Consider the following 14426-nt stretch of genomic DNA (forward strand, 5'->3'; position numbering starts at 1 on the left):
CATGACCATGCTCAGCTATCTGCTCCTGAGCGGCATCACGACGGGGGCGCTCTACGCCCTCGTCGCCCTCGGGCTCGTGGTCGTCAACAAGGCGACCGGCGTCATCAACTTCGCCCAGGGCGAGCTGTTCATGGTGGCGGGCTTCATCGCCTGGTCGATCCATGTCCAGTTCGGCTTCGATTTCGCCCTGGCCCTGGCCGGCGCCGTCCTCGTCGGCTTCGTGCTCGGCTGCGCCATCGATCGCATCGCCTTCCGCCCATTGCTGCGGGCCGACGTGGTGGCCATCGTCCTCGCGACGGTGGGCATTTCCTTCATGCTGAAGGGCATCGGGCGGATCATCTGGGGTGGCAAGGGGGACTATCTCTCCTTCCCGCCCATCACCTCCACCGATCCCATCATGTTGGGCGACATCGTGCTGGTGCCGCAGCAGATCGCCGTGCTGGCGGGCGCCATCGCCATCATGGTCGCCTTCGGTGCCTTCTTCCGCTTCACCCGCATCGGCAAGATGATGCAGGCCACCGCCGACAATGCGAAGGCCGCCACGCTGGTGGGCATCCGCATCGAGCGCATCTACACCCTCGCCTTCGGCACCGGCGCGGCGGTTGCCGCCGCCGCCGCCGTGCTCGCGGCGCCGCTGACCCTGCTCTATCCGGACATGGGCTTCTCGTTCTTCATCAAGGGCTTCGCCGCCGCCGTCGTGGGCGGACTCACCAGCCTGCCCGGCGCCGTCGTGGGCGGCCTCGCCATCGGCATCGTCGAGGCGCTGGCCGGCGGCTACATCCATTCCAGCATGATGGAGGTCTCCGCCTTCATCGCCATCATGCTGGTGCTGCTGATCCGGCCCACCGGGCTGCTCAGCTTCCACAAAGTGCGGAGGGTCTGATGCCCCTCTCTTTGCTGCGCCGTCGCAACGTGATGCTCGCGCTCGTCTTTGTCGCCGCGCTCCTGCCGCTCGGGGCGAACCCCTACCATCTGTTCGTGGCAAACCTGATCTTCATCTACATCCTGCTGTCGGTCGGGCTTAATCTCCTGCTCGGCTACGCCGGCCAGCTCGCCTTCGCCAACGCCGCCATGTTCGGCATCGGCGCCTACGGCACCGGCCTGCTGCAGGTGCATTTCGGCTGGCCCTTCCTGATCGCCTTTCCCGCCGGTGCGCTGATCGCCACCGCGGTCGGCCTCACCCTCGCCTTGCCGGCACTGCGGCTGAGCGGGCTGTATCTCGCCCTCTCCACCCTCGCCTTCGCCCAGTTCACCCAATGGGTATTCCTCCACTGGGAGGGCGTGACCTTCGGGGCCGGCGGCTTCAAGACCCCGCAGGTGTCGTTCGCGCCATTGCCGGTGGATCACCGGCAGGGGCTCTACTATCTCAGCCTCGTCATCATGGTGGCCATGGTCTGGTTCGCCGGCAACATCGTGACCTCGCGCGTCGGCCGGGCCTTCATCACCGTGCGCGACAGCGAGGTGGCAGCCGAATCCCTCGGCGTGGATCTCCTGCGCTACAAGGCGCTGGCCTTCGGGTTGAGCGCCTTCTACGCCGGCATCGCCGGCGGGCTCTATTCCCAGATGCTGAACTTCGTCTCGCCGGAAGGCTACGACCTGTTCCAGATGGTGCTGCAGAAGGCCATGGTGGTGGTGGGCGGGCTCGGCTCCATCGCCGGCTCCGTGCTCGGCGCCGGCACCATCATCCTGGTGCTGGAATTGCTGCGCGAGTTCAAGGGCGCGCAGGAAGTGGTGTTCGGCGCCCTGCTGCTCGTCTTTATCATCTTCATGCGCGGCGGCATCGTCTCGGTCATCAAGCGCCACATCCCCGGCTGGGAGGAGCCGCTGCATCGCGCCGGGGCCCTTCCCCCGGCGGAGCCGCCCACCTCCCTTCCGCTGGCGCCGCCGGCGCAGGAAAGGGGGGCGTCATGAGCCGCTCCATGCTCGCGCTCAGGGGCGTCGGCGTCAGCTTCGGCGGCGTCCACGTGCTGGATCATGTGGATCTCGACGTGGGCGAAGGCGAGATCCGCGGCATCATCGGACCCAACGGCGCCGGCAAGACGACGCTGCTCAACGTCATCTGCGGCATCCACCGGCCGGACAAGGGTCAGGTGGTGCTGGACGGCGAGGTGGTGACCGGCCTCAAGCCCAGCACCATCGCGCGACGAGGCATCGGCCGTACCTTCCAGACCTCGCAGCTGTTCAAGGGCATGACCGTGCTCGAGAACCTCATGTGCGGCCTGCACCGCAAGACCGTGACCGGCCTGTTCGCCGCCGGCCTTGGCCTGCCCTCGTGCCGGGAGGAGGAGGAGCGGACCGAGGAGGCGGCGCGGCTGGCGCTGGAATTCGTCGGCATGGCGCACTTCGCCGACCGGCCGGGGCACCAGCTCTCGTTCGGCCAGCAGCGGGTGGTGGAGATCGCCCGCACGCTCATCAGCGAGCCCAAGGTGGTGCTGCTGGACGAGCCCGCGGTGGGCCTCAGCCTCAATCGCCTCAGCGAATTCGACCTGCTGCTGCGGCGCATCCGCGACGACAAGGGCGTGACGCTGGTGCTCATCGAGCACGTCATCCGCCTCGTCATGGACGTGTGCGACGAGGTGACAGTGCTGAATTCCGGCCAGATCATCGCCGACGGCAAGCCCGAGGCGGTGCGCAACGACCCCAATGTCATCGAGGCCTACCTCGGAAAGGAACTGCGTGCTCGTCATTCAGCATCTTAAGGTCTCCTACGGGCTGACCCAGGTCCTGCGCGACGTGTCGTTCGACGTGCCGGAGGGCCGCATCGTGGCGCTGCTCGGCGGCAACGGCTCGGGCAAGACCACCATGCTCAACACCCTGACGGGGCTCGTGCGCCCCGTCTCGGGCTCGATCCGCTTCGGCGCGACGGAATGCGCCGGGCTCACCGCCTACGATTTCGTGCGCACCGGCATCGTGCAGGTGCCGCAGGGCCGCGAGGTGTGGCCGAGCCTGAGCGTGGACGACAATCTGGAACTCGGCGCAGCCACCCGCAGCGACCGGGCGCAGATCCGCGCCGATCTCGAGGAGATCTACACGCTGTTTCCCAAGCTCACGGCCAAGAAACGCCGGCCGGCGGGCGCCCTGTCGGGGGGCGAGCAGCAGATGGTGGCCATCGGCCGCGCGCTGATGGCGAAGCCCAAGTGCCTGCTCATGGACGAGCCATCCGCGGGCCTTGCCCCCTCGGTGGTGGGGGACATGGTGGACACCATCCTCGCCCTCAACGCCCGCGGGCTCACCATTCTTTTGGTGGAGCAGAACATCGGCGTCGCGGCGGCGGTGGCCGAGTTCGCGCACATCCTCCAGAACGGCGAGATCGCCTTCTCCGGCCCCGCGGCCGGGCTGGTGGACAACCCTGCCGTGCTGCGCTCCTATCTCGGCCGCTAGAACTCAGCCGGCGCTGGCCCGCCGGCCCTTGAGGCCGATGCCCTTGCCGAGGGGAACGTCGCGGACGAGGGGGGCATGGGCGCCGGCCATGGCGGCGATCAGCTCGCCCTGTTCGGCCGTGAAGACGACGGCGCGGGCGGCGGGCCCGCTCTGGTCCACGTGAAGGCACAGCAATTCGTTGGTGGCGACGAGGGTGCGCGTGGTGGCGTGGAACATGCGCATGTAAAGATGCAGCCGCTTGTCGTCGGCTCCGGCGAGGAAAGTGTGGATCTCCAGCGGATCGGCCTCCTTCACCTCGCGGTCGTAGGTGAGATGGGCCTCGACCACATAGGTGGTGCGACCGGTGCGCGCGCGATAGGAGGGACCAAGGCCCAGCTCGGCGAGGAGCACGTCCGAGGCGGCATCGAAGGCGCCGACATACTGGGCATAATTCATGTGCCCGTTGAAATCGATCCAGTGCGGCTCGACCACCGCGTGGCTGACGACGGCACCCGGCCCCGGGACGACTTGCTGCGACACGACCTGCTCCGACACGACGCGCTCCTACATTGACATTTTCGTCGATTGTATACAAATTCGGACGGAATGACAGCCTTCGTCGCCTTCCCGCCTCACCGGCCGGGACGCGGGGCCGCCACCCCTCCCCGCACCGACGGCGTACCCGCGCCGTGTCCGACCGCCACCCCACGAACGCCCCGTCCTCCGCAGGAGATTTCGATGACCGACCAGTCCAACTCGCTGCACGTGCGGGACGTTGCCAACCTTCTTCATCCCAACACCAATGCCCGCCGCCACGAAGCCCAGGGGCCGATGATCATCACCCGCGGCGAGGGCATTCACGTCTATGACGACCAGGGCAAGGCCTATATCGAGGGGCTGGCGGGGCTGTGGAGCGTCGCCCTCGGCTTCGGCGAGAAGCGGCTGGCGGAGGCCGCCGCCCGGCAGATGCAGGCCCTCCCCTATTACCACACGTTTTCCCACAAATCGAATGCCCCCGCCATCGAGCTGGCCGAGCGTCTGGTGGAGATGACGCCGGAGGGATTGACCAAAGTCTTCTTCACCAATTCCGGATCGGAAGCCAACGACACCGTCGTCAAGATGATCTGGTATTACAACAACGCTCTCGGTCGCCCGGCGAAGAAGAAGATCATTTCCCGCGCCCGCGCCTATCACGGCATCACCATCATCGCCGGCAGCATGACCGGCCTGCCCATGAACCAGCGGGACTTCGACCTGCCGTTGCCCGGCTTCCTGCATCTGACCTGCCCCCACCATTACCGCAACGCGCTGCCGGGTGAGAGCGAGGAGGACTTCGCCACGCGGCTCGCCGACGAGCTGGAGGCGATGATCCTGCGCGAGGGACCGGAGACGGTGGCCGCCTTCATCGGCGAACCGGTAATGGCCGCCGGCGGGGTGATGCCGCCACCGGAAACCTATTGGACCAAGATCCAGGCCGTGTGCCGGCGCCACGACGTGCTGATGGTCGCCGACGAGGTCATCAACGGCTTCGGCCGCCTGGGCACGCCGTTCGGCTGCGACCGCTATGGCATCTCGCCGGACTTCATGGTGCTGTCCAAGCAGCTCACCTCGTCCTACATGCCGCTTTCGGCCATCGTCCTCAGCGATCAGGTCTACCAGGTGATCGCCGACAATTCGGACCGCATCGGCGCCTTCGGGCACGGCTTCACCGCCACCGGGCATCCCGTAGCCACCGCGGTCGCCTTGGAAAACCTTCGCATCATCGAGGAGCGCGGCCTCATCGCCCACGCCGCCGCCATCGCGCCCGCCCTTCAGGACGGGCTGCGCAGCCGCTTCGCCGACCATCCTATTGTGGGCGAGGTACGCGGCGTCGGCCTCATCGCCGGCGTGGAGTTGGTGGCGGACAAGGCGCGCAAGACCAAGTTCGACCCGCCCGGGCAGGTGGCGGCCTATCTGCACGCGCGGGCGCAGGAGCATGGCCTGATCCTGCGCGCCATCGAGGACACGCTGGCCTTCTGCCCGCCCCTCATCATCACCGAGGCGGAGATCGGCATGATCCTCGACCGCTTCGGCGCGGCGCTCGATGACACCTATGCGTGGGTGAAGACCCGCGCCGCCCCGGCGGCCTGAGCGCGGGGCCAGCGCTCAGTCGTCGGCGGCGCGCGGGCTCGACAGATGGCGGCGGACCACGCCGCGAATGGTCTTCTGCGACTGCATCATGGTGCGCACCAGCGCCGCCTTCGCCTTCGCGGGCTGGCGCGCGACCATGGCGGCATAGACCTCGGTGAGGCCCTGGTGGACGAGCAGCAGCATGGTCTCGTCCTCGATATGGGCGAGATAGCGATAGCGCATGGCCTGCTTCTCGATCACCGAAAGGATGCGCACCAGCATCTTGTTGCCGGCCGCCTCGTGCATCACGGTGAGGAAGCCCACATTGTGCAGGAAGAATTCGCGCACATGGCCGGCCTTCAGCGCCGCCTGCATGGCCTTCAGGTGGCCCTGCATGGTGGCGAGGTCCTCCTTGGTGGCGCGCTTGGCGGCAAGGCCGGAGGCGATGCCCTCCAGCGGGGTACGGCAGGCGTAGATGTCGTCGAGATCGGCGACGCTGAGCTCCTTCACCCGGATGCCCCGCCGGGCAAGGCGCACCACCAGTCCGGTGGATTCCAGCTGGCGGAAGGCCTCCCGCACGGGCGAGCGGGAGATGTTGAACTCGTCGCAGACCTCCTGCTCGGTCACGCGGGCATCGGGAGCGATGTCGAGATAGATGATGCGCCGTTCGAGGACGGTGGCGATCTCCGATCCCAGCACGTCCGGCAGGGTGATGTCCGCCTCCGTCTCGGCGGCGAGGCGACCCGCCGTGCGGCCACGCGACGGCACGGGGATCGGGCGAGGACGGCTAATGCCCATGGGTACCGGCCTGCGCATGCGCGCCACCCCTCCCCTGGCCGTGCTGCGCCCAACCGCAGGCGCCCCCCCTCGATCTGCCCCGTTCTGGCACCGACTTGATCCCCTGACCCGCCCGAATCGCCCCTCGGGCCCCCGTTTACATCGGGTGAGTGTACATCGACCGCCGCAGCGGTCCAGACGGCAGCGGAACAGGCGCCGAGCCGCACCGGCGTTGACGCGCACTTTGTCGAGTGTATACAATTTTGAACGCGGCACCGCCTACGCAAAGGCGCATGCACTGAACTTTTGAGAGGCAAGCGATGATCGAGAAAATGGCCATGATGCGGTCCATCGGCAACATCCTCGACAGCTGCCTCGCCATCCGGGCCGGAGAGCAGCTGCTGGTCCTGACCGACGCCGACAACATCGCGGTCGGCAATCTCTTCACCCTCGCCGGCATCGAGCGCGGGGCGGACACCTTCATGCTGGTAATGAAGCCGCGCACGCGGCACGGCGAGGAGTTGCCGAAGGTGATCGCGGAGGCCATGAAGGCGGCCGACGCCATCGTCGCCCCCACCACCTTCTCGGTGAACCACACCAACGCGCGCAAGGCCGCGAGCGCCGCCGGCGCGCGGCTCATCTTCTTTCCGGGCTGCCAGGAGAAGATGTTCCTCGACGGCAGCCTCGACATCGACTTCGTGAAGCAGTCGGAGATCATCATGCGCCTGTCCGGCGCCTTCGAGCGCGGCAGCAGCGTGCGCGTCACCAGCAATGACGGCGCCACCGACTTCACGCTCGACATCCGCGGCCGCCACGCGGTGCCACAGACCGGCATCTGCCACAAGCCGGGCACCATCTCCCCGCCGCCGTGCATCGAGACCGCGGTGTCTCCCGTGGAGCATTCCACCAATGGCGTCGCCGTCATCGACGGGGCGGTGGTGCCCGGCGGCGAGGTGCTCGAGCCGTTCCAGATCACCCTTGAGAACGGGCGCATCGTGGACATCGACACCGCGGCGAAGGACGGCCGCAAGCTCGCCGATCTGCTGAAGTCCTACGGCGACGAAAACATGTATTGCCACGTGGAGCTGGGCGTCGGCCTCAACCCGAAGGCCAAGATCGGCCGCGGCGTCGAACTGGAGGACGAGGGCGAGTTCGGCACCCTGCACCTCGGCATCGGCAACGGCATCACCTTCGGCAGCAGCATCCGCGCCGTTGGCCACGTGGACCTGGTTATCCGCCACCCCATCGTGACGGTGGACGGCACGGTGGTGCTGAAGGACCGCGAAGTCCTGGTCTGACTCCGGCCCCGGCCGGCGGCGCTCAGGCCGCCGGCTTCAGTGCCTGCAACTCCGCCGGCAGGGCATAGGCCCAGCCGGAGATGGAGCCGGCGCCGAGGCAGATCACGTAGTCGCCGGGCTTGGCGAGGCCCGCGACGATGCCGGCCAGCTGCTCCGGCCCTTCCAGCGCCGTCACCGAGCGGTGGCCGTGGGCGATGAGGCCCTGCACCAGATGGTCCCGGTCGACGCCGGGAATGGGCGCCTCGCCGGCCGTGTAGACCGGCGCCACCACCACATGGTCGGCATCGTTGAAGCAGGTGCAGAATTCGTCGAATAGCGAGGCGAGGCGCGTGTAGCGGTGCGGCTGCACCACGGCGATCACCTGCCCTTCGCTCGCCGCGCGGGCGGCCTTGAGCACGGCGGCGATCTCCACCGGGTGGTGGCCGTAATCGTCGTACACGGTCACGCCGTTCCACTCCCCGGTGCGGGTGAAGCGCCGCTTCACGCCGCCGAACTGGGAAATGGCCTCGATGATCTTCTCGTCCGGCACCTTCAGCTCATGCGCGACGGCGATGGCGGCGGTGGCGTTCAGCGCGTTGTGCTTGCCGGGCATGGGCAGGCGCAGGCCGCGGATCTCGTGCACGGTCTCGCCCGCGCGGTTGCGGAACACCACGCCGAACTTGGTGACGCCGCCCTTGAGGTCCACGTCCACGAGGCGCACGTCGGCCTGCGGGTTCTCGCCATAGGTGATGACGCGGCGGTCCTCGATGCGGCCCACCAGCGCCTGCACCACGGGATGGTCGATGCACATCACCGCGAAGCCGTAGAAGGGCACGTTCTCCACGAACGCCTTGAACGCCTCCTGCACCTTGTCGAAGGTCTTGAAGTGGTCGAGGTGCTCGGGGTCCACATTGGTGACGATGGCGACTTCCGTGGGCAGCTTCAGGAAGGTGCCGTCGCTCTCGTCCGCCTCCACCACCATCCAGTTGCCGTCGCCGAGGCGGGCATTGGTGCCGTAGGCGTTGATGATGCCGCCATTGATGACGGTGGGATCGAAATTGCCGGCGTCGAGCAGGGTCGCCACCAGCGAGGTGGTGGTGGTCTTGCCGTGGGTGCCGGCGATGGAGACGCAGCTCTTCAGCCGCATCAGCTCGGCCAGCATCTCGGCGCGGCGCACCACGGGCAGGCGCTTGGCGCGGGCGGCCATCAGCTCGGGATTGTCGCGCTTGATGGCGGAGGAGACCACCACCACCTCGGCGTCGTCCACGTTGGCGGCGGCATGGCCGATCATCACCTTGATGCCGTGCTCGCGCAGGCGCTTCACGTTGGCGCTGTCGGCCACGTCCGATCCCTGCACGTCGTAGCCGAGATTGTGCAGCACCTCGGCGATGCCGCTCATGCCGATGCCGCCGATGCCGACGAAGTGGATGGAGCCGAGGCCGGACGGCAGCTTCATGCGCTGTTTCCCCTGAAGGTTGCGACCGCGCCGCCGCCCGCCAGATGCCGGACGAGACCGCCCAGCCGCTCGGCGGCGTCAAGCACGCTCTGGCTTCTGGCCCGATCGGCCATCCGCGTCAATGATGCGGGTTCGGTGGCAAAGGTATTGAGTTCCAGTGCCAGCCGGTCCGGCTCGAATTCCACCTGCCGCAGCACCAGCGCCGCCCCCACGTCGGCGAGGGAACGGGCATTGGCCGCCTGGTCCTGGTCCAGCGCATGGGGCAGCGGCACGAGGATGGAGGGCCGGCCCAAAGCGGCCAGCTCCGCGACCGTGCCGGCGCCGGAGCGGGAGATGACGAGATGGGCGCCCGCCATGCGCGCCGGCAAATCGTCGAAGAAGGTCTGCACCTCGGCCCGCACGCCGAGCCGGGCATAGGTATCCCGCACCCGGTCCAGATCCTCTTCCCGCGCCTGCTGGACGAGGACGAGGCTGGCCCTGAGATCCGCGCCGAGCCGCGCGATGGCCTCGGGCACCACATCGGACATCACCCGCGCGCCCTGGCTGCCGCCGAAGACGAGCACGTGGAGGTCGCCACCGGGGACCGGCGGATCATAGGGCGTGGCCGCGGCGGCGATGGCGGCGGGGCGCAGGGGATTGCCGGTCCACACCGCCTTGGCCTTGAGCGCGGGATCAGCACCCACCACGCCGGGAAAGCCGGTGGCGATGGCGGTGACGCGGCGCGCCAGCAGCCGGTTGGCCCGGCCCATCACGCCGTTCGCCTCGTGCACGATGCTCGGCACGCCGGAAAAGCTCGCCGCCAGCAGCGGCGGCACGGTGGGATAGCCGCCGAAGCCCACCACCGCGACCGGCTTCACCCGGCGCAGCAAGGCGAGGCTGGAGACGAAGCCCGAGGCGAGCGCGAGCCCGGTGCGGGCAAGCGAGATGGGGGAGCGCCCGCGCACCGTGTCGGCCGGCAGCACGTGCAGCTCCCGCGCCGGGAAGTGCCCGGCATAGCGGGCGGCGCGGGCGTCGGTGGCGAGATCCACCGTGAAGCCCTGCCGGGTCAGCACGGCGGCCAGCGCCTCGGCGGGAAACAGGTGGCCGCCGGTGCCTCCGGCGGCGAGAAGGACGAGATCGGTCACATTACCCCCTCGGGCTGCCGGGCAGCGGCGCGGCCGGAGCATCTGGCGCACGCGCCGCAGTGCCCCGGCAATGCGGCGGTTCCGCGTCCGCGCGCCGCGATCAGGCCGGGTCCGCCAGCGCCGCGGGCGGCGGCGACACCGGACGGGCGAGGCTCTCGCCCCGGCGCGCATCGCCGTGCCCCTCGCTGAGCCGCGCCAGCGCCGCGGCGCCGGGCCGCTTGCGCGAGAGGGCCAGCAGCATCCCCATGCCGAAGGCGATGGAGATGAGCGAGGAGCCGCCATAGGAGATGAAGGGCAGCGTCATGCCCTTGGCCGGCGCGATATGGACGTTCACCGCCATGTTGATGGAGGCCTGCAGGCTGAACAGCAGCGCGAGGCCGGTGATGGCGAAGCGGGTGAAGGGATCGCTCTCCTTCGAGGCGCGCGAGAGCGAGCGCAGCAGGATGAAGGCGAACAGAGCGAGGATGATGAGGCACAGGATGATGCCGAACTCCTCGCCCGCCACCGCGAACACGAAGTCCGTGTGGCCGTCCGGGAGCATCCGCTTCATGGTGCCCTCGCCCGGCCCGGTGCCGAACCAGCCCCCGCTGCGGAACGAGTTCAGCGCCGCGTCGATCTGGTAGGTGTCGCCGGAATCCGGGTTGAGGAAGCGGTTGATGCGCTTCTGCACGTGGGACACGGTCATGTAGGCGATGAAGCCGCCGCCCGCGCCGACACCGACCAGCCCCACCATCCAGATCCAGCGCAGGCCGGCGAGGAAGAACAGGGACGACCAGACAAGGCAGATCAGCAGGCTCTGGCCGAAGTCGGGCTGCTTCACCAGCGGCCCGAGCACGCTGCCAAGCAGGAGGAAGGCGAACAAAGTCGCCGGCATCTCCGGCCGCTTGGTGCTCTCGGCGAACAGCCAGGCGGCGAGGATGACGAAGGCCGGCTTGATGAATTCCGACGGCTGCACGGTGATGCCGGCGATGGTGAGCCAGCGCCGCGCGCCCTTCACTTCCGGCCCGAACACGAGCGTCGCCAGCAGCAGCACGAAGAACACGCCGAACACCACCACGCAGGTGCGTCGGATGGTGCGGGGCGACATGAACGAGGTGGCGACCATCACCACCGCGGCGGGGATGAGGAACAGCACCTGCCGGTTCACGAAGTGGAACGGGTCGGCGATGTTGAGGCGGGCGGCCACCGCCGGGCTCGCGGCGAGGCACAGGATGATGCCGATCACCATCAGCCCGACCAGGCTTGCCAGCAGGGCACGGTCCACCGTCCACCACCATTCGCTCAAGACGGTGCGGTCGGCGCGCGACATCATGGGACGCATACTCCGGGACGGGACATTTCCCGCACCATGCCCCCGCGTTGGTTGACGGCCGATTAAGGATGGTTGCCGGGACCGGGGCATCGCGAAACGGTGTCCGGCGCCCTATCTTTGCCTCGTGGCCAGAGCGACCAAGACCCAAGCACCCAAGACCGGCGGGACCATGTCCAAGGCGGCATCCGGCCTTCCCGAGCCGTTCGCCGGCTGGTTCCGCGCGCGGGGCTGGGCGCCGCGGGCGCACCAGCTCGACCTCATCTCCGCCGCCGAGAGCGGCCACTCGGTGCTGCTCATCGCCCCCACGGGCGCCGGCAAGACGCTGGCCGGCTTCCTGCCGACCCTGATCGAGCTGAACCGCCCGCAGAAGAAGGCCCGCAAGCCCGCCGCGCCCCCGGTGGCCGAGGCCGGCGATACCGACACCGGCGAGGCGGCCGTGCCCTTCGCCCGCTGGCAGGCGGAGCGGCCGGCTTCGCCCCTGCACACGCTCTATATCTCGCCGCTGAAGGCGCTGGCGGTGGACATCGCCCGCAATCTGGAAGCCCCGGTGGAGGAGATGGGGCTCGACATCCGTGTGGAGACCCGCACCGGCGATACGCCCGCCTCCCGTCGCCAGCGGCAGCGGCGCGACCCGCCGCACATCCTCCTCACCACGCCGGAGCAGATCTCCCTTCTGCTCGCCTCGAAGGATGCCGAGCATCTCTTCTCCGGCCTGAAGCGCGTGGTGCTGGACGAGCTCCACGCCCTCGTCACCTCCAAGCGCGGCGACCTGCTGTCCCTCGCCCTCGCGCGGCTGCGCGCCATCGCCCCCGGCCTGCAATGCGTCGGCCTCTCCGCCACCGTGGCGGAGCCCGACGACCTCAGGCGCTATCTGGTGCCGCAGGATGAGGACGCGGCCGAGCCCGCGCTGGCCGATCTCGTGATCGCCGCGGGCGGAGCGGCGCCGGACATTTCCATGCTGGAGAGCCGGGCGCGCATGCCGTGGGCGAGCCACACGGCCCAGCACGCCTTCGCCGAGATCTACGAGCTGATCGGCGCCAACAAGCTGTCCCTCGTCTTCGTGAACACACGCTGGCAGGCCGAATTCCTGTTTCAGGAGCTCTGGCGCATCAACGACCTCAATTATCCCATCGCGCTCCATCACGGCTCGCTGGCGGTGGAGCAGCGGCGGCGGGTCGAGGCGGCCATGGCGGCCGGAAAGCTGAAAGCGGTGGTGGCCACCTCGTCCCTCGACCTCGGCATCGACTGGGGCGATGTGGACCTCGTCATCAATGTGGGCGCGCCCAAGGGCGCCTCCCGCCTCATGCAGCGCATCGGCCGCGCCAATCACCGGCTGGACGAGCCCTCCCGCGCCGTGCTGATCCCGGCCAACCGCTTCGAGGTGCTGGAATGCCGGGCGGCGCTGGAGGCGGTGAAGGCGGGCGCGCAGGACACTCCGCCCGAGCGGCAGGGCGCCTTCGACGTGCTGGCCCAGCACATCCTCGGCATGGCCTGCGCCGCACCCTTCTCCGCCGATGCGCTTTATGGCGAGGTGCGTTCGGCCGCGCCCTACCGGACGCTCTCGCGCGCGGATTTCGATGCGGCGCTCGATTTCGTCGCCACCGGCGGCTATGCGCTGCGCGCCTATGAGCGCTACGCCAAGATCCGCCGCACCAAGGACGGCCTGTGGCGCGTCGCCAATCCGATGATCGCGCAGGCCTACCGGCTGAATGTGGGCACCATCGTGGAAGCCTCCATGCTCAAGGTACGCCTCGTCTCGGCGCGCGGGGCAGCCAAGACCGGGGTGGCGGGCCGGGTGCGCTTCGGCGGGCGGCTGCTGGGCGAGGTGGAGGAGTATTTCGTCGAGACGCTGGTGCCTGGCGACACCTTCGTCTTCGCCGGGGAGATCCTACGCTACGAGGTGCTGGTGGAGGACGAGGTCTATGTCTCGCGCACCACCGCCACCGAGCCGAAGGTGCCGGCCTATGCGGGCGGCAAGTTCCCCTTGTCCACCTTCCTCGCCGCCGGCGTGCGCGCGCTGCTCTCCGCGCCGGAGCGCTGGGCCGCGCTGCCGCCCCAGGTGCGCGACTGGCTGGAACTGCAGAAGGCCAAGTCCCGCCTGCCCGGCCGGGACGATCTTCTGGTCGAGACGTTCGAGCGGTCGGGGCGCTATTACCTCGTCACCTACCCCTTTGAAGGCCGGCTCGCCCACCAGACGCTGGGCATGCTTCTGACCCGCCGGCTGGAGCGCGCGCGGCTGAAGCCGCTGGGCTTCGTCGCCAATGACTACGCCCTCGCCGTCTATGCGGCCGGCGATATGGGGGCGGCCATCAGCGACCGGCGGCTCTCGCTGGACGATCTGTTCGATCAGGACATGCTGGGTGACGACCTGGAGGCGTGGCTTGCCGAAAGCGCGCTGATGAAGCGGACGTTCCGCTATTGCGCCGTCATTGCCGGGCTCATCGAGCGGCGGTTTCCGGGTAAGGAGAAGACCTCTCGACAGGTCACCGTCTCCACCGACCTGATCTATGACGTGCTGCGCCGGCACGAGCCGGACCACCTGCTGCTGCGCGCCGCGCGGGCGGACGCGGCGACGGGGCTGCTGGACGTGAAGCGTCTCGGGGAGATGCTGGCGCGCATCCGCGGGCATGTGGTGCACCAGCCGCTGCCGCGCGTGTCGCCGCTGGCCGTGCCGGTGCTGCTGGAAATCGGGCGGGAGAGCGTGGGCGGCGATGCCAACGAGGCGCTGCTTGCGGAAGCCGAAGAGGAACTGGTGCGGGCGGCGACAGAATGAGGGTCAGCCCCGCCGGGACTGTCAGGCCCGCCTTGCGCGAATCACCCAGCCCCGCCTGCGGGCATCGGGCCCGCTGCGCTCAAGCACATGGAATTCCCGCGCGGCAAGCCTTTGCGGCTCGCCACGTCCCGTCCCCGCGGTGCATTTCGCACCTGCGAAGACAAATCGGAGCTGTTGCATCCAAGAGACGAGCAACTTTGAACCGGCTCCAATGGCATCACAATCGCGTGATCGACCA

12 protein-coding genes are annotated in these 14426 nt (G+C 68.7%); 7 read left to right on the top strand and 5 right to left on the bottom strand.

Features of this window, described 5'->3' with window-relative positions; translation table 11 throughout:
* The first annotated feature begins 1 nt into the window (after position 1).
* The 4 genes from FHT36_RS06775 to FHT36_RS06790 are packed head-to-tail and all read left to right on the top strand — an operon-like array spanning position 2 to position 3381.
* Entirely contained in the window at positions 2–883 is an 882-nt protein-coding gene (locus FHT36_RS06775; RefSeq protein WP_169121752.1) for a branched-chain amino acid ABC transporter permease, read from the top strand.
* Positions 883–1911 (top strand): branched-chain amino acid ABC transporter permease, encoded by a 1029-nt coding sequence (locus FHT36_RS06780; RefSeq protein WP_169121753.1) that lies wholly within the window; start codon positions 883–885, stop codon positions 1909–1911. The genes FHT36_RS06775 and FHT36_RS06780 overlap by 1 nt, the downstream gene beginning before the upstream one ends.
* Entirely contained in the window at positions 1908–2699 is a 792-nt protein-coding gene (locus FHT36_RS06785) for an ABC transporter ATP-binding protein (RefSeq protein ID WP_169121754.1), read from the top strand. The genes FHT36_RS06780 and FHT36_RS06785 overlap by 4 nt, the downstream gene beginning before the upstream one ends.
* Positions 2677–3381: an ABC transporter ATP-binding protein gene (locus FHT36_RS06790; RefSeq protein ID WP_169121755.1), complete on the top strand. Its 705-nt coding sequence runs from the start codon at positions 2677–2679 to the stop codon at positions 3379–3381. Before FHT36_RS06785 ends, FHT36_RS06790 begins: the two co-directional genes overlap by 23 nt.
* Before the next feature lie 3 nt (positions 3382–3384).
* Here FHT36_RS06790 and FHT36_RS06795 read toward each other — a convergent pair whose 3' ends face one another.
* Positions 3385–3915, bottom strand: coding sequence for a thioesterase family protein (locus tag FHT36_RS06795; protein ID WP_169121756.1), 531 nt, complete (start codon positions 3913–3915; stop codon positions 3385–3387).
* A 183-nt stretch (positions 3916–4098) separates the two neighbouring features.
* On the opposite strand from FHT36_RS06795, the gene FHT36_RS06800 reads away from it, so the two are divergent.
* Positions 4099–5490, top strand: coding sequence for an aspartate aminotransferase family protein (locus tag FHT36_RS06800; RefSeq protein WP_169121757.1), 1392 nt, complete (start codon positions 4099–4101; stop codon positions 5488–5490).
* Between the two features lie 15 nt (positions 5491–5505).
* Here the strand turns inward: FHT36_RS06800 and FHT36_RS06805 are convergent, their stop codons facing one another.
* Entirely contained in the window at positions 5506–6267 is a 762-nt protein-coding gene (locus FHT36_RS06805; RefSeq protein ID WP_169121758.1) for a GntR family transcriptional regulator, read from the bottom strand.
* A gap of 299 nt (positions 6268–6566) precedes the next feature.
* Between FHT36_RS06805 and FHT36_RS06810 the strand changes: the two genes are divergently transcribed.
* On the top strand, positions 6567–7544 hold the full coding sequence (locus FHT36_RS06810) for an aminopeptidase (protein ID WP_169121759.1): 978 nt from the start codon (positions 6567–6569) through the stop codon (positions 7542–7544).
* Between the two features lie 22 nt (positions 7545–7566).
* Here FHT36_RS06810 and murC read toward each other — a convergent pair whose 3' ends face one another.
* From murC to ftsW, 3 genes are read right to left on the bottom strand one after another with little or no spacing between them, the layout of a single operon-like run.
* Positions 7567–8979 (bottom strand): UDP-N-acetylmuramate--L-alanine ligase, encoded by a 1413-nt coding sequence (murC, locus tag FHT36_RS06815; protein WP_169121760.1) that lies wholly within the window; start codon positions 8977–8979, stop codon positions 7567–7569.
* Positions 8976–10145 (bottom strand): undecaprenyldiphospho-muramoylpentapeptide beta-N-acetylglucosaminyltransferase, encoded by a 1170-nt coding sequence (murG, locus tag FHT36_RS06820; protein WP_169122197.1) that lies wholly within the window; start codon positions 10143–10145, stop codon positions 8976–8978. The genes murC and murG overlap by 4 nt, the downstream gene beginning before the upstream one ends.
* Positions 10146–10203: 58 nt before the next feature.
* Positions 10204–11415: a putative lipid II flippase FtsW gene (ftsW, locus tag FHT36_RS06825; RefSeq protein ID WP_169121761.1), complete on the bottom strand. Its 1212-nt coding sequence runs from the start codon at positions 11413–11415 to the stop codon at positions 10204–10206.
* Positions 11416–11584: 169 nt separating this feature from the next.
* Here ftsW and FHT36_RS06830 point away from each other — a divergent pair, with 169 nt between their 5' ends.
* Positions 11585–14188 (top strand): ligase-associated DNA damage response DEXH box helicase, encoded by a 2604-nt coding sequence (locus FHT36_RS06830; protein ID WP_169121762.1) that lies wholly within the window; start codon positions 11585–11587, stop codon positions 14186–14188.
* The last annotated feature ends 238 nt before the right edge of the window (positions 14189–14426 follow it).

The sequence above is a fragment of the Xanthobacter sp. SG618 genome (assembly GCF_012932745.1).
GTDB lineage: Bacteria > Pseudomonadota > Alphaproteobacteria > Rhizobiales > Xanthobacteraceae > Xanthobacter > Xanthobacter flavus.